This window comes from Aeromonas sp. NJAU223 (assembly GCF_051125555.1).
GTDB lineage: Bacteria > Pseudomonadota > Gammaproteobacteria > Enterobacterales > Aeromonadaceae > Aeromonas > Aeromonas veronii_G.
The window spans coordinates 3,788,284-3,807,504 of sequence record NZ_CP144204.1 but is presented as its reverse complement, the minus strand read 5'-3'; the positions used below and the strand labels follow the sequence as shown (position 1 = coordinate 3,807,504).

The 19,221-nt window shown below is 63.4% G+C and carries 13 protein-coding genes; 12 read left to right on the top strand and 1 reads right to left on the bottom strand.

The window, feature by feature from the left end; genetic code table 11:
• Positions 1–3 precede the first annotated feature (3 nt).
• The 7 genes from nrfB to VZC39_RS17350 all read left to right on the top strand — a co-directional run bounded on the left by nrfB (position 4) and on the right by VZC39_RS17350 (position 12,405).
• A complete protein-coding gene (nrfB, locus tag VZC39_RS17380; RefSeq protein WP_349919591.1) occupies positions 4–2,250 on the top strand; it encodes a cyclic di-3',5'-guanylate-activated glycosyltransferase NrfB in 2,247 nt (748 codons plus the stop codon).
• Positions 2,250–5,210 carry an NfrA family protein gene (locus VZC39_RS17375; protein ID WP_434664160.1) on the top strand — a complete coding sequence of 987 codons (2,961 nt, stop codon included), beginning with the start codon at positions 2,250–2,252 and terminating at the stop codon, positions 5,208–5,210. Before nrfB ends, VZC39_RS17375 begins: the two co-directional genes overlap by 1 nt.
• Complete coding sequence (locus VZC39_RS17370) at positions 5,210–6,097, top strand: DUF4434 domain-containing protein (RefSeq protein WP_349919587.1); 888 nt, start codon at positions 5,210–5,212, stop codon at positions 6,095–6,097. Before VZC39_RS17375 ends, VZC39_RS17370 begins: the two co-directional genes overlap by 1 nt.
• 426 nt (positions 6,098–6,523) lie before the next feature.
• Positions 6,524–8,896: a poly-beta-1,6 N-acetyl-D-glucosamine export porin PgaA gene (gene pgaA, locus VZC39_RS17365; RefSeq protein WP_434664159.1), complete on the top strand. Its 2,373-nt coding sequence runs from the start codon at positions 6,524–6,526 to the stop codon at positions 8,894–8,896.
• On the top strand, positions 8,893–10,854 hold the full coding sequence (gene pgaB / locus VZC39_RS17360; protein ID WP_434664156.1) for a poly-beta-1,6-N-acetyl-D-glucosamine N-deacetylase PgaB: 1,962 nt from the start codon (positions 8,893–8,895) through the stop codon (positions 10,852–10,854). Before pgaA ends, pgaB begins: the two co-directional genes overlap by 4 nt.
• Complete coding sequence (gene pgaC / locus VZC39_RS17355; RefSeq protein WP_434664154.1) at positions 10,851–12,095, top strand: poly-beta-1,6-N-acetyl-D-glucosamine synthase; 1,245 nt, start codon at positions 10,851–10,853, stop codon at positions 12,093–12,095. The genes pgaB and pgaC overlap by 4 nt, the downstream gene beginning before the upstream one ends.
• Complete coding sequence (locus VZC39_RS17350) at positions 12,088–12,405, top strand: hypothetical protein (RefSeq protein WP_434664152.1); 318 nt, start codon at positions 12,088–12,090, stop codon at positions 12,403–12,405. Before pgaC ends, VZC39_RS17350 begins: the two co-directional genes overlap by 8 nt.
• Positions 12,406–12,464: 59 nt before the next feature.
• Here VZC39_RS17350 and VZC39_RS17345 read toward each other — a convergent pair whose 3' ends face one another.
• Entirely contained in the window at positions 12,465–14,642 is a 2,178-nt protein-coding gene (locus VZC39_RS17345; protein WP_434664149.1) for a glycoside hydrolase, read from the bottom strand.
• Positions 14,643–14,964: 322 nt separating this feature from the next.
• Between VZC39_RS17345 and VZC39_RS17340 the strand changes: the two genes are divergently transcribed.
• The 5 genes from VZC39_RS17340 to VZC39_RS17320 all read left to right on the top strand — a co-directional run bounded on the left by VZC39_RS17340 (position 14,965) and on the right by VZC39_RS17320 (position 19,178).
• Positions 14,965–15,441 (top strand): L,D-transpeptidase family protein, encoded by a 477-nt coding sequence (locus VZC39_RS17340; protein WP_349919577.1) that lies wholly within the window; start codon positions 14,965–14,967, stop codon positions 15,439–15,441.
• A 149-nt stretch (positions 15,442–15,590) separates the two neighbouring features.
• Positions 15,591–16,310, top strand: a complete 720-nt coding sequence (locus VZC39_RS17335) for an AzlC family ABC transporter permease (protein ID WP_434664145.1) — start codon at positions 15,591–15,593, stop codon at positions 16,308–16,310.
• A 2-nt stretch (positions 16,311–16,312) separates the two neighbouring features.
• The gene (locus VZC39_RS17330) at positions 16,313–16,654 is read left to right on the top strand and encodes an AzlD domain-containing protein (RefSeq protein WP_434664142.1); all 342 of its coding nucleotides are present in this window, start codon (positions 16,313–16,315) and stop codon (positions 16,652–16,654) included.
• A gap of 114 nt (positions 16,655–16,768) precedes the next feature.
• Positions 16,769–18,295, top strand: coding sequence for a YjjI family glycine radical enzyme (locus VZC39_RS17325; protein WP_434664140.1), 1,527 nt, complete (start codon positions 16,769–16,771; stop codon positions 18,293–18,295).
• 10 nt (positions 18,296–18,305) lie between these two features.
• Positions 18,306–19,178, top strand: coding sequence for a YjjW family glycine radical enzyme activase (locus VZC39_RS17320; RefSeq protein WP_434664138.1), 873 nt, complete (start codon positions 18,306–18,308; stop codon positions 19,176–19,178).
• Positions 19,179–19,221 lie beyond the last annotated feature (43 nt).

Below are 19,221 nucleotides of genomic sequence, written 5' to 3'. Positions count from 1 at the left end.
CTGATGTCGGAATATTGGCTGGTTGATGGCTTTGCCACCTATCTCTACGGTCTGAAGCTGATCGCCATCGTGGTGGCGATGGCCATGCTGGTGAGCGGCGTCGACGATCTCTTTATCGATGCAGTCTATTGGCTGCGCGCCACCTGGCGGCGACTGACCGTCTATCGTCGCCACGAACGTCTGGAATACCCGGCACTCTATGAACGGGAGGAGCAGCCTCTCGCCATCATGGTGCCCGCCTGGCATGAGACCGGGGTGATCGGTCAGATGGCGGAGCTGGCGGCGACCCGCTTTGACTACGAGAACTACCAGATCTTCGTCGGCACCTATCCCAATGATCCCGACACCCAGAAGGATGTGGACGAAGTCTGCGCCCGCTTCCCCAATGTGCATAAGGTGGTCTGCGCCCGGCCGGGGCCGACCAGCAAGGCGGATTGCCTCAACAATGTGCTCGATGCCATCTTCCAGTTCGAACGAAAGGCCAACCTCTCCTTCGCCGGCTTCATTCTGCACGATGCCGAGGATGTCATCTCGGACATGGAGCTGCGGCTGTTCAACTATCTGGTGGATCGCAAGGATCTGATCCAGATCCCCGTCTACCCCTTCGAACGTCCCTGGTACAACTTCACCAGCCTGCATTACCTGGACGAATTCGCCGAGCTGCACAGCAAGGATGTGCCGGTGCGCGAGGCCGTCTCCGGCCAAGTGCCCAGTGCCGGAGTGGGCACCTGCTTCAGCCGCCGGGCCGTCATCGCCCTGCTGGAAGACGGCGACGGTATCGCTTTTGACGTGCAGAGCCTGACGGAAGACTATGACATCGGTTTTCGACTCAAGGAGAAGGGGATGGAGGAGGTGTTCGTACGCTTCCCCGTCATCCGCGAGGCCAGGAGCACCCCGAACAAGCGCTGGCGGCTTGGCATGCACGAGCGGGATACCAACGTCATCTGCGTGCGAGAATACTTCCCCGATACCTTCCAGACCGCGGTGCGACAGAAATCCCGCTGGATCATCGGCATCGTCTATCAAGGCTTCAAGACCCACAAGTGGAGCAACAACTGGAAGCTCAACTACTTCCTCTGGCGTGATCGCAAGGGGGCGCTGACCAACTTCCTCAGCTTCACCGCCAGCCTGATCCTGCTGCAACTGCTGGCCCTCATCCTCTACCAGTGGCTGGCGCCGGATCCCTACTACTTCCTCTCCATCTTCGAGGGGGACAGCTGGTTGATCACCCTGCTTTGGATCAACATGTTTCTGATGAGCAACCGCATGTTGCAGCGGATGATCTTCGTGACCCGCTACTACGGCCTGATCCAGGGGATGATGTCCATTCCCCGGCTGTTCTGGGGCAACATCATCAACTTCATGGCGAACTGGCGGGCCCTCTCCCAGATCATCGCCCAGGGGGATCCCCGTCGGGTGGCCTGGGACAAGACCACCCACGACTTCCCGAGCCTCGGGGAGGAGAACCGGGCGCGCCGTCCCCTCGGCCAGATCCTGGTTAGCCAGGGCAGCCTGAGCAAGCAGCAGCTGGACGAGGCAGTACTGAACATGGAGCCGGGTCTGCGCCTTGGCAGCAGCCTGGTGCATCAGGGCCTGATCACCCCGGAACAGCTGGCCGCCGGTGTGGCGGAGCAGAGCGGGGTCGCCTGGGAGCACGTCGATGCCTTCAGCCTGCCCGAGGATCTGCTGGAGAAGGTGCCTCCCAACGTGGCTGTGCATTACGGGGTAATCCCCCTGCGCATGGAGAAAGAGGTGCTGGTGCTGGGGTGCGAAACCTATCTGGACCCTGTCTCTCTTGGCGCTCTGTCGCGCAAGCTCGCATCGCGGGTCTCCTATGTGATTGCCTGCAAGGGGGAAGTCACCCTGGGGCTGCGTCGCTGGTATGTGCGATCCACGCGTACCGACCCCAAGGGCGTGCTGCAAAAAGCCCTGGCCGATGGCCTGATCGATGAGGCCGGCTACGCCGATATCTGGTCCCGCTATCAGGCGAGCCAGGTGATGCTGCCGGAGATCCTCACCTCCCTCGGTCATATCGACGAGGCGGCGCTGCGCTCCCTGTTGCTGCGCCACGAGAGCAGTGAAGAGGTGCTTGGGGACTTTCTGGTCGATCAGGAAGTGGTCAGCGAACAGGTGCTGGCCCAGGCCAAGGGGCTGCAGAACCGCTATCAACTGAATGTGCATGACTTGCTGCGGGCGGCCGGGGTGAATGATGAAGCCTGGCTGGCGCGACAGAAAGAGGAGACCGTTTGATGCGTCCCGAATTACTGCTCCTGTCCGGGCTCTTGCTCGGGCAGGGTGCCATGGCCGCCCCGGCGGAATATGACCTGGGTCCAGGGGTGAGCAGTTATCAGCGTTTCGTGCTGTACCCGCACCTTCAAAAAGGATTTTCTGCTATGGAACGGGAGCATCGTGACAGGGCCATCGCCGAGTTCGAGCAGGCTCGCAAGTTGCAGCCCGAGAACCCGGTCATCGCACTCTATCTGGCACGGGCCTACGAGCATTTTGGTCAGGACAAACATGCCGCTGCGCTGATCCATGAGCAGCTATCCATCACGCCGGGGTACGCCGAACTGCTTGCCATGGCCGAGGGGCTGCAGCGCAAGAACCCACTGGATCCGGCCTGCAATCAGCTCGAGTGCAAGGTGGCGAGAGCCGAACGTGATCTGCTGGATGGGGATCTGGGCGCGCTGGCCACGGCGCTGGAGGATCCCGCCCTGGCGGACAGTTCCCAGGGCCTTGGTCTGCGGCGCAACTTGCTGCAGCGTGCTCTGGGGGAACAGAACTGGCCCCTGGCCGCGGGTCAGTTCGCCTGGTTGGACAAGGCGGGCAAGCTCGGACCCGGCGAGACGAAACAGTGGGTCAACATGCTGCTGGCACAGGACAAGGTCGAACAGGCCGTGGCCTTGCGCCACCGGTTGCCAAGCGATGATGCAGAGCTGGACTTGGCCATTGCCCTGGCCCTTGGCAAGGATCAGCGAGGAGCGACCCTCGGCCGCTACCAGCAGGCCCATGCCCCGCAGTTCCAACGGGCGGATCAGGAGCGGGAGTGGCTGCAACTGGCCGCCAATAACCAGACCCTCGGCAGCGACGAGACCCTGCAATTTGCCGAGAATCAGGGATTTTATACCAGCCTGATGTTGCCGGTGCTGCGCCGCGAGGGGCGCTGGGCCGAGCTGGACAGGCTGCTGGCCAGGACGCCGGCGCAAGGGAATGCGGAGCTCGCTTTCGAGTCCGCCCTGCATCAGCGCCAGTGGAACAAACTGGCCAGCGAGGGGCGTCAGCTCATCAGGGGCTCGCGTCAGCCCATGGCTACGCTCGAGCAGGTGAGCTATCGCCTGCAGCAGGCGGGCCTCACGGCCGCGAGCCGGGCGCTGCTCATCGACTACTGGCCCTACAAGGGGGCCAGCCAGGCCGGGCGGGAAACCCTGATCCGGCGTCTGACCCTGTTGCAAGGGGAGAAAGGAGCCGCGCCTCTGCCAGATCGGTTGGCCGAACCGCTGCCTGAGCCCGGACTGCGAAGCCTGCAAGCCGGTCTGCTGGCCCAGTCGGGCCAGTGTGACGGTGTGGTACGGGTGCTGGGGGATCTCGCCGCAGACTATGATGCCGACAGCTGGCGAGCGCTCGGCCACTGTTATCGCCAGACCAAGCCGGGTCTGGCGGAATATGCCTTCGCCCGGGCCGCCAGCTTCGGCTTGCCGCAGGATGTGCGCCAGCTGGCTTACCAGGCCTATGAGAATCACCACTATGGGGCGGCACTCAAGGCCTGGCAGCAGGTGACTCTGGCTCCCGAGCAGCAGGAGCAGATGGCCGCCATCCAGTCGGCCCTGGATGCCGGCGATCAGTCCCAGGCCAGGCAATGGCTGGATGGGTATCGGCGGGCCGGCCTGCCCCAGGGGGCGGCATACTGGCGTGCTCTGGCCAGTACCCAGCAGGATGAAGAGGCCATCGCCAGCCTTGAGAAAGCCATCGCCCTGTCGCCCGAGGCATCGGACTATGCGCAACTGGCTCAGCATCATCAGCACCTCGGCCAGACGGCGCAGGCTCGCACGGCGCTGCATTCCGCCAATCGACTGGAGCCGGACAACCGGGAGTATCAACTCGCCTATGGCTATGCCCTGCTGGGCAATGACGAGAAGCAGGCGGCCAGTGACTGGCTGGAGTCCATCTACCGGCCGGGAGATACCCAGCTTGCCGAGCAGCTGGTTTATATCAACCAGTCCCTCGCTCACAACCAGAAGGCGCGGGACTACGCCGCCAAGGCCATCGACGGGGAGCAACCGGCGCAGCTGCGTTACGACCTGAGGCGTTTGCACGAGGATCTGGGACGCCGCTGGACCTACAGCTTCGATGCCTGGACCGGTACCGGGGCCGGTACAGTAAGCGGTATCGGGGGCAATGCCGTGGCCCAGAGCTATGCCCAGACCGAGGTGGAGTATCGTCTGGGGGACGAGCCCATTCGCAATGGCAAGACGCTCTCCGTCTACGGTCGTCTCTATGGCAGTAGCCAGAGCCAGCAGATCTATCACCTCAATGAAGGCACCCCCTACGACGGTACCTATGCCGAGGACAGAGGCAGCAATCCTCTCGACTTCAGGGATCCGACTCTGGGGATAGGGCTGCGATGGAAACCTTTTTCCAGCCAGACCTTTTTCCTCGCGGCCGAGGAGCTGATCCCCCTCAACAACAGCCAGGGGGGCGAGCACGACACCCTGATCCGGGCCAGCGCCTCCTTCCTGAATGACGGTAAATACAGCGATGAGTGGCATGTGGGGGAGAGTGGCTGGTGGGCCCAGAACCTCTATCTAGATGCGGCTCGCTACCTGCGTTCACAGCAGACCAGCCTGGTAGCCGATTATCGTCTCAGCTATCACCACAAGATCCGCTGGGGTGACACCCTCGAGCCCTATGCCCATGTGCAGGGGCGCCAGTACTGGAATGACAAGAGCCCGGATCGGGGTTATTACAACGCTGAGGGGGGCACGGTGGAATATTCGTCGGGATCCGATGACTACACCCTGCTGATGGGGGGCGTCGGGGTGCGCTGGAATCACTGGTTCGGGGAGACCCGCTACGATGCCTGGCCCCACAAGCTGAGCCTGGGGATCGAATACCAGCACAGACTGAAGAGCAATCCCGTCATCAAGGACATCGAAACCGGCGATGACTACGACAAAGGCACCCTGATGATGACCATGGGAGTGAGATGGTGATGAGACATTGGATAACGGCATTGACTCTCATCCTGCTGGCGGCGGCATGGCCCGCCCAGGCGAGTCAGGGGATTATTTATCAGCCCCAGCTGCGGGATGCCGCCATCGGCGAGGCGCGCTGGGACGAGATCCTGGCCCAGGTGAAACGGGAAGGTTTCGATACCCTGATCGTGCAATGGACCCGTTACGGTGAGGCCTTCGCCAAGCCGGAGGAGAGCGCCTGGCTGACGGATCGGCTCAAGCGTGTCAACGAGGCGGGACTGACCCTGATCCTGGGACTCTATTCCGACCCCGAATTCTTCCAGCATCAGGATCAGAGCGCAGGTCATCTCGATCGCTATCTCGGTCAGCAGGAGAGCCACAACCTCTCGCTGGCGCAGGAATGGCAGGCGCGTCTCGGCGAGGGGCACATCGCAGGCTGGTACCTGCCTGCCGAACTCGATGATCTCAACTGGCGAGCGCCCGAGCGCCAGGCACTGCTGGCTCGTCACCTGGCGAGTCTTGGCAAGGCGCTCAATGAGTTGAACCCGGTGCCCGTCTATATCAGCAGCTTCTTTACCGGCAAGATGAGCCCTGAAGCCTATCGGGAAATGCTGACCCTGATGGCGCAGAACGGGGTGAGCCTGCTGGTGCAGGATGGCAGCGGGACCGGCGTATTGAGTCAGCCGGAGCGGAACCTCTATCTGAGCGCCCTCGAGCCCTGCGAGGGACGGGTGGCCGGGCTCATCCACGAGCTGTTCGTCCAGCAGCAGGGCGAAGGCGCCTTCCAGGCCAAGCCCCTGGCTGAGAGCCAGCAACGGGCTCTCTGGTCGGCACCGGGCCGGTGCGGCAGCCAGCGCTGGTTCTTCTCCTTGCGCTACTTGCCAGGCTTGGCAGACCTGCGTTGAAGCCAGGGGCTGCGACACTTGAGGTCGCAGCCCCTGCCGTTTAAAACTGTTAATTTTAATAGCGAATTATCAGCCTCAGGTAGCGTCTATTAATCGATATGGCTTGATAACCCTGGCCATAACAATGTTTTTCGCCGCAAATTTTATCCCCACCATCAGTCTGCGTTCAGGCCAAGTTCATAATATCCCCCCATTGACTAATGTCGACGCAGACTCAAAATCGACCGCCTCGCCACCCCCGATGTGAATCGGGTTCGGAAAGTCGCAGGTCTCCTCTGGAGATGGCTGGACCGCACATACGAAGGGCAATCTCTGCCTTTCACCCTCAAATCCCCGAGTGTCCATGTCCCGTTGAATGATCAGGCTCAACCCTGATCCGCCATGGCTGGCGCCACGAAATCTGGGTGTATGTTGCGAATGAATCGCATGTTTTATCTTCTCGCGTTGTTGCCCGGGTTGTCCCGGGCGGGGGCGCTCGATCAGGAAAGAGAAGCCTGGGTCATCCAGGCGCGGCAGGGGCAGCTCGAGCGTGCTGCCGCAGGTCTGGATGCCCTCTACCGGCGCAGCCAGGATGGCAAGGTGCTCGACGACCTCATCGCCGTGCAACTCTGGCGCAAGGATCCGGCAGCCGCCCTGGCGAGCTGTGAGCCCTGCGAGTTCAAACCCATCTCCGATGTCTCCCTCGAAGCTCTCGCCAGAGCGGCGCGGGACGAGCGTCGTTATCCCCTCGCCATCAGCTACTACCGCATCTTGCAGGGGCGGGCGCCGGATAACCGCAATGCCTGGCTCGGTCTCTACCTGAGCGCCAGCGATCAGGGCAACCTGACCCTGGCCCGGCAGGCCGCCAGCGATTATGAGTCCCGCTTCGGCCGGGATGAGGCCATTCTGGATGCCCGCATCTATGGGGCACGCAGACAGGATGATGCCATGGGGGAGATGCTGGCCCGTCAGCAGTGGCTGGAGCGGGACCCCGACAACCCCGAGCAGCTGCTGGCGCTCTATCGGGTCGCGGTGAGCCTGGGGGCGGGTCCGGCGGCGTCGGATCTGATGCACCAGCACCCTGCGCTGTTCAATCAGATCGATCGGCTCTGGCTGGATCACTATGAAGCGGTCAGCCTGCTGCGCAGTGTCGCCCAGACCGAGGATCCCGCGCTCACCACCCACGCATTGCAGCGGGCGCTGGCGTTGCAGGAGCGGATCCTCGACAAGGCGCCGAGCGATCACCCCCTGCATCTGAGCAACGAGCGGGATCGCATCGTGACCCTGGTGGCCCTCGGGCGCTTCGCACTCGCCGAGCGGGGCTCCGCCGCCCTGCTGGCCAAAGGGGCCCAGCCCGATTATGTGCTGATGGCTCGCGCCGATGCCCTGGCGGGTCTCGGGCGCAGCCGTGAGGCCAGCCTCATCTACGACGAGTTGGCACAGCGGATGCCGGCGGACAAGGCGCTGCGGGAGAAGCGCTTCTATGCCTACACGGATCAGGAACGTTATGAGGTGGCCACCGGGGTGTTGGCCCAGTGGCAGGAGCCCCTGACCCGCTGGGATTTCACCGGCAACACCCGCATGGACAACGATGATTACGAGCGGCTGCTGCAGTTGCAAAACCTGCTGCTGGCCTGGCGTGGCCAGGCCGATGAGGCCGAGCGCCAACTGCTTGGCTGGCTTGACAGTGCGCCGGCCAATCCCTGGCTCTGGATGCAGCTCGGGGATCTGCGCCGCTGGCGTGGTCAGCCGGATCGGGCCGATGAGGCCTATGCCCTGGCGGCTCGCTGGCTGGCTCCCGCCAGTCAGGTGCAACTCGAACCGGGGCGGCTCAATGCCCGCCTCGATCGGGGTCAGTGGCAGCAGACCCCGGCCCGCATCCGCGCCCTGGGGGAGGGCAACCGGGATCGCAAGGCGCTGGGTCAGCGCCTCAAGCAGGAGCAGGCGCCCACCCTGATGACCGAGTTCAACCACGGCAGCAGCGAGGGGGGATCCGTGCTGGCGAGCCGGGACTGGCGCTATGACGCCCGTCTCTACAGCGCCCGCAGCGACGAGGGCCATCGTTTGTTCGTGCGCCGTCAGGGGGGCTTTGGCGAGTTTGACAATGAACCCGAGCGCGCCGCCTACAGCGGCCTTGGCATGGAGCTCGCGTTCTACCCGTTGCAATGGACTGTGGAAGGAGGCATGGGATCGGAGCTCAACCACAGGGGCTATCTGTGGAACCGGCTGGACTGGCGGCTCGGGGATCAGTGGTTCCTCGCGGGTGCCGTCAACCTCAACAGTGCCGACACCCCCCTGCGGGCACTCGCCCGGGGCGACTACGCCGATCAATATCAGCTCGCGCTGAACTGGCGCCAGGACGAGAGCCGGGAGGCGGGGGCTCAACTCGAGCTGATGGATCTTGGCGACGGCAACCTGCGCAAGAGCGTCTCCGGCTTCGTGCGCCAAGACCTGTGGCGCCGCGATCGCTGGTGGCTCGATGGCACATTGCGCGCTGCCAGTTCCCGCAACGATGACGTCGAGGTGGATTACTTCAACCCTCTCGAGGATCGCAACCTGGAGCTGGAGCTGGGCGCCCGCTATCGCCTGCCGCTGGATGCCAATCGTACCCTGACCCAGGGTCTCTTCCTGTCCACCAACAGCTACTGGCAACAGGGTTATGGCGGCAGTCAGGGCTGGCAGCTCAGCTACCGCCATGACTGGGTTATCTCATCAGCCCTGAGCCTGGGTTACGGCCTTGGCCGTAGCAAGGCGACCTATGACGGGGATGCCGAGTACGGCGATTTCGTCTTTGCCAATCTGCAATGGAGCTTCCTGTGATACGCCGACTGCTCACCCCGTTTTGTGTGCTCATCTCTCTGCTGCTGCCCTGGGCAACCCAGGCCGCCCGTCAGGGGGATGACTATGTGGTGCTCTGCTACCACGACATCATCGACCTCAAGCTGACCCCGGATCGCAAGCTGTATCCCCAGACCATGCGCCGCGACACCTTGATCCGCCATTTCAACTGGATCCGGCAGCAGGGATATCAGCCGGTCAGCTTCCAGCAGATCCTGGATGCCAAGGCGGGCAAGGCTCCCCTGCCACCCAAGGCCATACTGCTCAGCTTCGACGACGGCTACGAGAGCTTCTATCGCCTGGTCTATCCCCTGCTCAAGCTCTATCAGTACCCGGCGGTGTTCGCGCTGGTGGGCAGCTGGCTGGATGTCCCCCGGGATCAGATGGTGCCCTATGGCGACGACAAGCTGCCCCGTGACTACTTCGTTGGCTGGCCGCAGATCCAGGAGATGCAGGACTCCGGCCTGGTGGAGATAGCCTCCCACACCTTCGCCTCCCACTTCGGTCTGCTGGCGAACCCCCAGGGCAATGTGCAACCCGCGGTGACCACGGCGGGCTGGAGCTCCAAGGGTTACGAGAGCCAGGCGCAATACAGGGCGCGGCTCAAGGCGGATTTCGAGGCGTCGAGCCAGCAGATCCGCCAGCACCTTGGGCAGAGTCCGCGCATCATGGTCTGGCCCTATGGCGCCTTCAACGAGACCGCGCTGGAGATCGCCAACGATGCGGGCATGCCCTACACCTTCACCCTGGATGACGGGGTCAACCGGTTGGCGGAGTCCGGCAGTCAGGTGCGCCGCTACCTGCTGGAAGAGGAGACCAGCCTGCAGAATCTGGACGAGATCATGGGGGGCAACACCTGGTCCCAGTCGCTGCAGCGGCTGGTGCACGTGGATCTCGACTATGTCTACGACAAGGATCCGGTGCAGCAGGGCAAGAACCTCGACAAGCTGCTGGATCGCGTCAAGAACTACGGCATCACCACCGTCTACCTGCAGGCCTATGCGGACGACAACGGCGACGGGGTGGCGGAGGCGCTCTATTTCCCGAATCGCCACATGCCGATGAAGGCGGACTTGTTCAACCGGGTCGCCTGGCAACTGCGTACCCGGGCCGGGGTCAAGGTCTACGCCTGGATGCCGGTGCTGGCCTACGATCTCGGCCCGGGTCACCCCTATGTCACCGACAGCCGCACCGGCAAGCCGGCCCCGGATCAGTATCTGCGCCTGGCGCCCTGGGATCCGGCCAATCGCCGGTTGATTGCGGACATCTACGAGGATCTCGGTTTTTACACCAAGTTCGACGGCCTGCTGTTCCACGACGATGCCTTCCTCGGGGATTACGAAGGGGAGGGGCTGCTGTCGCGCAGCCCGGCGGCGCTCAAGGCGCAGGGGGAGCACAAGACCCGCCAGCTCATCGACTTCACCCTTGAACTGAAAGCGGCCGCCGCCCGCTACCGGCAGGGAGGGCTGGATGGACTCAAGACGGCGCGCAACATCTATGCAGCCCTGATTACCGAACCCGAATCCCAGCAGTGGTTTGCCCAGAGCATGGCAGACTTTGCCGGAGCCTATGACTACACCGCCGTGATGGCCATGCCCTACATGGAACAGGCCGAGGATCCGGATGCCTGGCTCGCCAGGTTGGCGAAGGATGCATTGGTGACCGTGCCCGCCGACAAGCTGGTGTTCGAGTTGCAAAGCCGCAACTGGCGCACCGATAAGCCCATCCCCGATGCGGAGCTGGCACGCTGGATGCGGATCATCCGCGAGCAAGGGGTGACCAACTTCGGCTACTACCCGGACGATTTTCACAACAACCAGCCGGATCCTGCCGAGTTGAAACCCGTTTTTTCGGCGGCGAGCCAGCCAGGTTCCATGACCGGGGCCGTATCAGGGCAGGCGATTGCCTCCGGTAGTCAGGTCGGGAGCCCGCAGCCATGACGACCTTTCTTGACGGACTGGCAGTCTTCACCCTGGCCTACCCCAGCCTGATGGCCATGGTGTGGATGTGCGGTGGTCTCTATTACTACTTCCAGTGGGAGCGGCGGGATCTGGCGCTGGCGAGGCGGGGGGTGACCCTGCCCCGTTATCCCAGAGTGACCCTGATGGTGCCCTGCTACAACGAGGGGGCCAATGTGGAAGAGACCATAGGCCACCTGCTGCGCCAGCGTTATCCCGACTTCGAGGTGCTGGCCATCAACGATGGCAGCCGGGATGACACAGGGGCGCGTCTCGATCGACTGGCATTGGCGGATGAGCGGCTGCGGGTGCTGCACCAGCCCAATCAGGGCAAGGCGATGGCCCTCAACCATGCCCTGGGGGAGGCCAGTGGCGAGATCCTGGTGGGCATAGATGGTGATGCGGTCCTCGATCACGACGCCGTTATCTGGATGGTGAAGCACTTTCTGGAGAGCCCCAGAGTGGGGGCCGTGACCGGCAACCCCAGGGTGCGCACCCGTTCCACCATCATCGGCAAGATCCAGACCGGGGAGTTCAGCTCCATCATCGGGCTCATCAAGCGGGCCCAGCGCATCTATGGCACCGTCTTTACCGTCTCCGGGGTGGTGGTGGCGTTTCGCAAAGCAGCGGTGGAGGCGGTCGGTGGCTGGAGCACCGACATGGTGACCGAGGACATCGACATCAGCTGGAAGCTGCAACTGGCGGGCTGGCTCATCCACTATCAACCCCAGGTCCTGTGCTGGGTGCTGATGCCGGAGACGGTACGCGGTCTTTACAAGCAGCGGCTGCGTTGGGCTCAGGGGGGCGCCGAAGTGATGTTGCGCTACGGCTCCCGGGTGCTGCGCTGGCAGAATCGGCGTTTCTGGCCGTTGCTGCTCGAGTATGCCGCCAGTGTGGCCTGGTGTTACGGCATGCTGCTTCTGGCCCTGAGCTGGCTGCTGCACCCGGATCTTGCCGCCCTGGCCGAGGGACACTTTTTCGCCTGGTCCGGAGTGCTGATGACCGGCATCTGCCTGCTGCAATTTGGCATCAGCATCATCATCGACAGCCATTACGACCGCACCATGCTGCGTAGTTTCATCTGGTGCGCCTGGTATCCCCTCATCTATTGGCTGCTCAACCTGGTGACCGTGGTTGTCGCCGTGCCCAAGGCCCTGGTGCGCCGTCGCGGTCAGCTGGCGGTATGGGAGAGCCCGGACAGAGGAGAGTCCTTCCGTGAGTAAACATCGACTCGGCAAGGCGATGATCATTCGCAACGGCAACAGACGCAGCTGGCGTTATCGGCTCCGTGACCTGCTGCTGCTGTTGCTGACCTGGGGCAGCTGGCTGTTTCTGGCGCTCCAGCCCTGGTTCAACTATCTCAAGAGCGGTGAGGAGGTGGGCTTCATCGGCTCACTGGACTGGCAGGAGCTGGGACAGCTGTTTCTGGCGCTGATAGCCGGTCTGTTCCTGCTGATCCACTCCTGGGCCAGATACAACAAGTTGCTCCATCGGCTGCTGCAACGGCGTCTCCAGTCACGGGAGCAAGATTGAGGCACCCAAAAAACAGGCCCTGCCAATGAGCAGGGCCTGATATTTCGGGATGGCTCAGCCTAGATCTTCAACAGACGGACGGGCTGATCCTTGAGGGCCACCAGCAACTGGTGCCCCGGCAGCTTGTGGTCATCGATCAGGATGCTGCCCTTGCCGAAGTTCGCCACCAGCCGGCTGCCGTCGGAGAAGCGGGTCTCCTGTACCCGCCCCACGCCGTCACGCCAGCGAAAACCCACCAATGCCTTGTCCCACAGCGCCTCGTGCAGGGGGGCGAACTGGGCATCCAGCTTGACCAGTTCCGGCAGACGGCTCTTGAGGGTGCTGCGGCTCAGGTTGACCAGGGGCGGGGTGTTGTAGAGCAAGCCGAGCAGGGCCCGCTCTTCCCGGATGGCGGGGAACTTGAGATTGTCCAGCAGCCAGTGGTGGCTGTTGATCACCGAGTCGTGGAAGACCGCCTGATAGAGGGGCAGCCTGTCCGCCGGGTTGAACACCGTCTTGAGGTAGCGGGGCTTGAGGCGGGCGGGCTGGAAGAAGACCTGGGGCGCCTCGTCCGGCCACCACTGGCCGAGGTAGTAGGGGGACTTGGCCTGCTTGCGCATGGCGGCGTCTTCCCAGCCAAAGCCCCAGCTCTGGATGCCGTGGGCAAACATCAGCGGCTGGCTGGTGAGGGCATTGCCATCCTCCGAGCCCAGCACCAGTCCGAGGCGCTCTCCCACCCAGCTCATGCGGGCGTTGCGGGCGGCAATCATGGCCGCGCTGCCCTGCTGGTGGGCCGGGCTGTAGTCGCTGGAGGCCATGGCGGTGCCATCCACGTCGAGGAACAGGCTGTTGATGGCGCTGGCTTTGGCCAGCTCCCCCATGCGCTCCTTGGCAAATGACAGGGTACAGCCGGGGTTGAGATAGACCCCTTCGCCGCCAAAGCCGGGTCTGGGCTTGCCGTCTGCCTCTATGATGGCGCAGCGCTTGCCAAGCTCGGTGGGCAGCTGGGCGGTGAGCCAGCTGTCATTGCTACCCGGGGGAATGGCGGTGTCATAGGAGTCATAGCTGCCCACCAGATAACCCAGTCGCTTGGCGGCGGCGATGGCCTGATCCTGTTGCAGGGCGGCGGTCCATTGGGGGGTACCGAGCCAGAGCTTGCGCAGCCCCGCCTGATGGAGCGCCTCTATGACCGGCAGGGAGAGCCCCTGGCCCCAACGAGCCTGGGACACCAGATGATCGCCAAACTGGCTCTTGGCCCACTGCTGACGCAAGGTCAGCACCTTGCCTTGCAGCAGAGGGCCCTGCTGGGCGGGGAGCGGCAACTGGCGGGCGATCAGCCGGTTGACCCCCTCCATGATCTGGGTCTGCTGCCAGATCTGGGGGGCAGGCGTAGCCAGTACGGCCTGCTCCTCGCTGCCAAAGGCCTTGAGCCACTCCGGCTTGCTCAGGATCTTGGCCTGCAGGCCGGCCCAGTCTTTCACATCCTGCCTGTCCAGCAGGGCATCCCCCCACAGATAGAGATGGCTGGCACCGATGAGGCGCCGCCCGGCCGGGATGTGGCCGAACTTGTCGGCGAGGGATTGCCAGGCTCCCTCGGCCTGCAGCCATTCCCTATAGCGCCTCGCCCCCGCCAGCCAGTCGTCCCCGACGCTCAGGCGCACCACCAGGGGAGCCCGGTTGAAGTGGTTGAACTCGTGGTTGGCGGTGAGTTGCAACCTGCCCCCCTTGCGGCTGAAGGCGAGGTGATTGTCATAGGGGCTCTGCAGGATCCAACTGTAGGTCTGCTTGCCCGCATCCTGGCTCCACATCGGCAGCTTGAGGTCATAATGGGTGTCGATCTCGCTCAGCTCGTCGCCGATATAGCCGAGCCAGTCGCTGTCACGCACCGAAAAGCGGCTGCCCTCACCAAAGGCCATGGATAGGTGGGTCTGGTTCTTCGGCAGGCTGTACCAAGCGAGCTGGCGGGGACCGTCACTGGTGAGGGTGAGCAGCAGATCCTGGCCGTCCAGTTCCACCTCGACCTGGGTCTCCTGGGCGGGCCAGCGCCAGCGTATGCCTTGCTCGTCCTGCTGCAGATGGCTGACCTGGCGAGCCACCTGTCCCGCGCTGACCGGCACGTCGCCCACCGAGATGGCGAGGGTGTCCGGATCGATGCGATAGCTCAGATGTTCCCCTTGCAGCAGTAGGGGAGCCGCACTCAGGGGGACGGCCAGCAAGAGGCCGAGCAGGCCGGTGCCGACGAAGGAAAGAGGGGGCATGGGGTCTCCTTGGAACACGATCGGCGTCAGGGTATATCCAGAGGAAAGGGAAGGAAAGTATCAATAAAGAAGTGGGATTATTTGAGTCTTCCCTTTGTGAGCCAATGCCTATCTCTCTGTTTTGGCTCTGCATTCATCCAAGGAAGCATGATCACTGGCATGAGCCCGCCGGAGTGGTCTCAGATATGTTTCTCTGGATATATTGAGTATTGATGGCGATCCAATATCATGGCGCTCGCTTGCCACAGTGCCCCCGTCAGGGCGTGGCGACATTCAGATGATGTGCTAACAAAAAAGCCCCAGAGGCTTGTCGAGGGATGGAATGAGAGCCGTATTGCTGTGTTTGCTGGGGCTGTGGCCCGCATTGAGTTTTGCCAGCCTGTCTGCGGACATGGTGGTGGTCAAGAAGTCGAGCTATAGCCTGACCCTGATGAAGGATGGCAAAGAGGTCAAACGCTACTGGATCGCCCTGGGCCCGGCGCCCATCGGTCACAAGCAGAAGGAAGGGGATCAGCGTACGCCGGAAGGACGCTACATCCTCGACTACAAGAAGACCAACTCCGGCTTCTACAAGGCCATCCACATCAACTACCCGAATCTGGACGACATCAAGGCGGCCAACGAGAAGGGGGTCAATCCGGGTGGCATGATCATGATCCATGGTCAGCGCAACGACATCGGCAACCGCCGCCTGCAGCCGTCTAACTGGACCAACGGCTGCATCGCCATGCTGAACCACGATCTGGACGAGGTGTGGGGCGCCATCGAGCCCGGCACCCCCATCGTCATCCAGCCCTGATCCCCATGGATCCTGCCCGTCTCGTCGCCGCATCGGCGAGGCGGGCTGTCTCCTGCTCTGCCCATCCACCCGCCTCGACGGTGGCATGGTATCTCCCCCCGCGCTGTGATAGGTTTTTCGGTTCTCGTTGACAGGACAAGGATGACCTCATGATCTCGCAAGCTCGCCCCCAGCCGTCCGGGGCCGAGAGCACGGGTGCGCTCTGGTGGCGCGCCTCCCTCGATATTCTCCCGTTGTCCGTTTCGGTCATTCCCTGGGGTATTCTGTGTGGCGCCCTGGCGCTGCAGGTGGGGCTGAGCCCCATCCAGGCCCAGCTGATGTCCCTGCTGGTCTACGCCGGGGCGGCCCAGCTTTCGGCCACCACGCTGTTTGGCGCCGGCACGCCGCTCTTGCCCATCGTGGGTTCCACCTTCGTCATCACCTCCCAGCACCTGCTGTATGGCTTCACCTTCCGCCGTGATGTGCTCTCGCTCCCCTTGCGTTGGCGTGCCAGCCTGGCCTTCTTCCTGACCGACGAGATGTTCGCGGTGGCCCTCAAGGATAGGGAGCGCAGCGGTGCCTTCAACCACGCCTATGCGCTGATCGCGGGCTTCGTGTTCTATCTATTCTGGAATGTGGCGACCCTGCTCGGCATCGCCGCCGGTCAATACATCGAAGGGCTGGATCACATGGGGCTGGATTTCGCCATCGCGGCCACCTTCATCGCCATGACGATCCCCGCCATGAAGAACCTGCCCATGGTGGCGGCGACCCTGGTGAGCGGCGTGACGGCCCTCGTCACCAAGCCGCTGCTGGCGGAGATCCACATCATCGTCTCGGCCCTGGCCGGCATGGTGGTGGGCTATGTGCTGCACCGGATGAGGAGGTAGTCATGGCCTGGCTGATGATAGGGCTGCTGACCCTGATCACCTTCTTCAACCGCTTCGCCTTCTTCTCCCGGCTGACCCGCTACCAGCCCGGTGCGGAGATGGGGGCTTTTCTGAGCTTCTCGGCCCAGTCGGTGCTGACTGCCATCTGGCTGCCCATCGTCTTCAGCTATGAGCCGGGCAAGGGGCTGGACTGGGATCCCGATTACCTCGCCGCCACTCTGCTGGTGACGGTGTTGACCCTGTTGCGGCTGCCGACCCTGGTCGTGGTGGTGGTCGGCATGGGGGGCTTCTTCCTGCTGCGCTGGCAAGGGGGCTTGCTGAGCCTGCTGCCCTGGCTGGGTTGAGCCGTGATCCCGCACAGCGGATGTCGTTTATGGATATCCGCTCTGTTGTGAATGTCACTTCAAATAAGGCCCTGCAAGTGTGAGGATTTAGCCTCCACCGTCAAGGAGCCTTCCATGTCCCTCACCGCCACCTGTCAGCGCATCGTTTGCGATCCCTTGCTCTCTCCGGCCCAGAAGCGCCAGGCCCTGGCCCTGGCCGCCGAGAACGCCCTGCCTTACCCCGCACTGCCCACCACCGTCATGGACGCCATGGCCGAGGGGGCGCTGTGCGACATGTTCGAAGGCCATGCCCCTCACAAGCCACGCTACGTGCTGCCAGATTACCAGCGTTTCCTGAGCCAGGGCTCGGCCTGGCTGGAACTGTCGCCCCCCCGGGATTTTGACGAGGCTCTCGATGCCCTGCGCATCCTCTACCACCACGTGCCTTCGGTCACCGGCATGCCGGTCTGGCTGGGACGGCTGGATCAGCTGCTGCTGCCCTTTGTCGGGGAACTGGACGACGAGACCCTCTATGGCAAGTTGCGGCGCTTCTGGATCTATCTGGACAGGGTGCTGCCGGATGCCTTCATGCACGTCAATATCGGCCCGGATGACAACCGCCTCTGCCGCCTGATCCTGCGCATCGACGGCGAACTCAAGCAGGTGGCACCGAACCTCAGCCTGTTCCGGGATCCCGATGCGACCCCGGACAGCCTGCTGATGCAGGCGGTAGAAAATATCGCCTTGTGCGGAAAACCCCATATCGTCAACTACCCAATGCACAAGTCTGTGTTCGATGAGCGCGGTTTTGGCATCGTCAGCTGTTACAACGCACTGCCGCTCGGGGGCGGTGCCAATACCCTGGTGCGTCTCTCCCTCAAGGCGTTGGCGGAGCGCAGCCCCGACATCGAGACGTTCATGCACCGCTGGCTGCCCCACTACTGCGAGCAGGCTTCCCTGCTCATCGAGGCGCGTACCCGCTTCCTCCACGACGCGTCCGGCTTCTTCGACAGTTTCCTGGTGCAGGAGAGGCTCATCGACGAGGATCGCTTCGTGCCCATGTTCGGCGTCTATGGCATGGCAGAGGCGGTGAACCTGCTGCTGGAAAAAGAGGGGTTGCCGGGGCGCTACGGCCACGACGAGGGGGCGAATCAGCTCGGCTACCGCATCTCGGCCCAGCTGTCGCTGCTTGTGACCGAGCGTCCCCAGCCTCGGGCCTGGAACGGGCGGGCCCTGCTCCATGCCCAGGGGGGGCTGAGCGTGGACCGGGGGGTGACCCCTGGGGTGCGGATCCCCTACGGCGAGGAGCCGGATCCCGCCAGTCACGTGCTGGCACTGGCTCCCCATCACGGCTATTACGGCTCGGGGATCAGCGAGATCCTGACCCTGGATCCCACCATACGCCAGAACCCGCAGGCCCTGCTTCAGCTCTGCAAGGGGGCCTTCGCCCTCGGTATGCGTGAGTTCAGCGCCAACGTGGCCGACAGCGATCTGGTGCGGGTGACCGGTTACATGATCCGCCAGAGCGATGTGGCCCGCTTCGCGGACGAGGGCTCCCGCTTGCAGACCACCTGCCTCGGCGCCGAGGCGAGCGAGCTGACCGGCATCCGCCGACGGGCTCCCCGGGTGGTGGGGCTGGAGGCGAGCCTGGGTGGGGTCTGACCGGAGCCGTTTGCTGGCGAGAACCGCCATCGTCAGCAGGATTTTGCCCTTCTCCTGCGTGGATGGGCCGGGTAATCGTCTGGTCATCTTCCTGCAGGGGTGCAACTTTCGCTGCCCCGGCTGTCACAATCCGCACACCATAGGACGATGCGATCACTGCGGCGACTGTGTCCCCGCCTGCCCGAGCGGCGCTCTGCGGTTGGATGAGGGAAAGGTGAGCTGGCAGGCCGACCTCTGCAGCCAGTGTGACCGCTGCACCGATCTCTGCCCGTGCCAGGCCAGCCCCAAGACCCGCGTCATGTCGGTGGCCGAGGTGCTGGCACAGCTGCGCCGTTATGCCTCGTTGCTGACCGGCGTCACCGTCTCCGGCGGTGAGGCCAGCACCCAACTGCCGTTCGTGGTGGCTCTCTTCACCCTGATCAAGGCCGATCCCGAGCTGGCCCGGCTGGATTGTCTGCTGGACAGCAACGGCTCGTTGGCACCCGCGGGCTGGCAGCGGCTGTTGCCGGTGCTGGACGGCGCCATGCTGGACCTCAAGGGGTGGCGGGACGGGGTACACCGCGCCCTGACCGGGTACGACCGCGAGCGGGTGATCGCCTCCCTGAAACTGCTGGCACGGTGCGGCAAGCTGGCCGAGCTGAGGCTGCTCCATGTGCCGGGCCGAAGCGACTTTCTCGACGGGGAGGGGGGGCTGGACGCGGGTCTGTGCGCCTTCTTGCAGAGTCTGGGACCGGTCTCCATCCGCCTCAACGGCTTTCGCCACCACGGCGTGCGCGGGGAGGCGCTCGACTGGCAGGAGGCCTCGAGAGAGGAGCTGGAGAGGCTGGCCAAGGCGCTGATCGACAAGGGCTTTGTGGCGGTTTCCCTGCCCGCGCTCATATGACACCTGAGTGTTAATGAGAGGTAAGGCAGGTTGAGACCCGATA

What these genes read in the sequence shown, in the direction of transcription:
- VZC39_RS17335 (WP_434664145.1), top strand. Translation starts at nt 15,591, where the DNA reads ATGATCTCGCAAGCTCGCCCCCAGCCGTCCGGGGCCGAGAGCACGGGT.
- pgaA (WP_434664159.1), top strand. Translation starts at nt 6,524, where the DNA reads ATGTTTTATCTTCTCGCGTTGTTGCCCGGGTTGTCCCGGGCGGGGGCG.
- nrfB (WP_349919591.1), top strand. Translation starts at nt 4, where the DNA reads ATGTCGGAATATTGGCTGGTTGATGGCTTTGCCACCTATCTCTACGGT.
- pgaC (WP_434664154.1), top strand. Translation starts at nt 10,851, where the DNA reads ATGACGACCTTTCTTGACGGACTGGCAGTCTTCACCCTGGCCTACCCC.
- VZC39_RS17340 (WP_349919577.1), top strand. Translation starts at nt 14,965, where the DNA reads ATGAGAGCCGTATTGCTGTGTTTGCTGGGGCTGTGGCCCGCATTGAGT.
- VZC39_RS17370 (WP_349919587.1), top strand. Translation starts at nt 5,210, where the DNA reads ATGAGACATTGGATAACGGCATTGACTCTCATCCTGCTGGCGGCGGCA.
- VZC39_RS17375 (WP_434664160.1), top strand. Translation starts at nt 2,250, where the DNA reads ATGCGTCCCGAATTACTGCTCCTGTCCGGGCTCTTGCTCGGGCAGGGT.
- VZC39_RS17345 (WP_434664149.1), bottom strand. Translation starts at nt 14,642, where the DNA reads ATGCCCCCTCTTTCCTTCGTCGGCACCGGCCTGCTCGGCCTCTTGCTG.
- VZC39_RS17325 (WP_434664140.1), top strand. Translation starts at nt 16,769, where the DNA reads ATGTCCCTCACCGCCACCTGTCAGCGCATCGTTTGCGATCCCTTGCTC.
- VZC39_RS17330 (WP_434664142.1), top strand. Translation starts at nt 16,313, where the DNA reads ATGGCCTGGCTGATGATAGGGCTGCTGACCCTGATCACCTTCTTCAAC.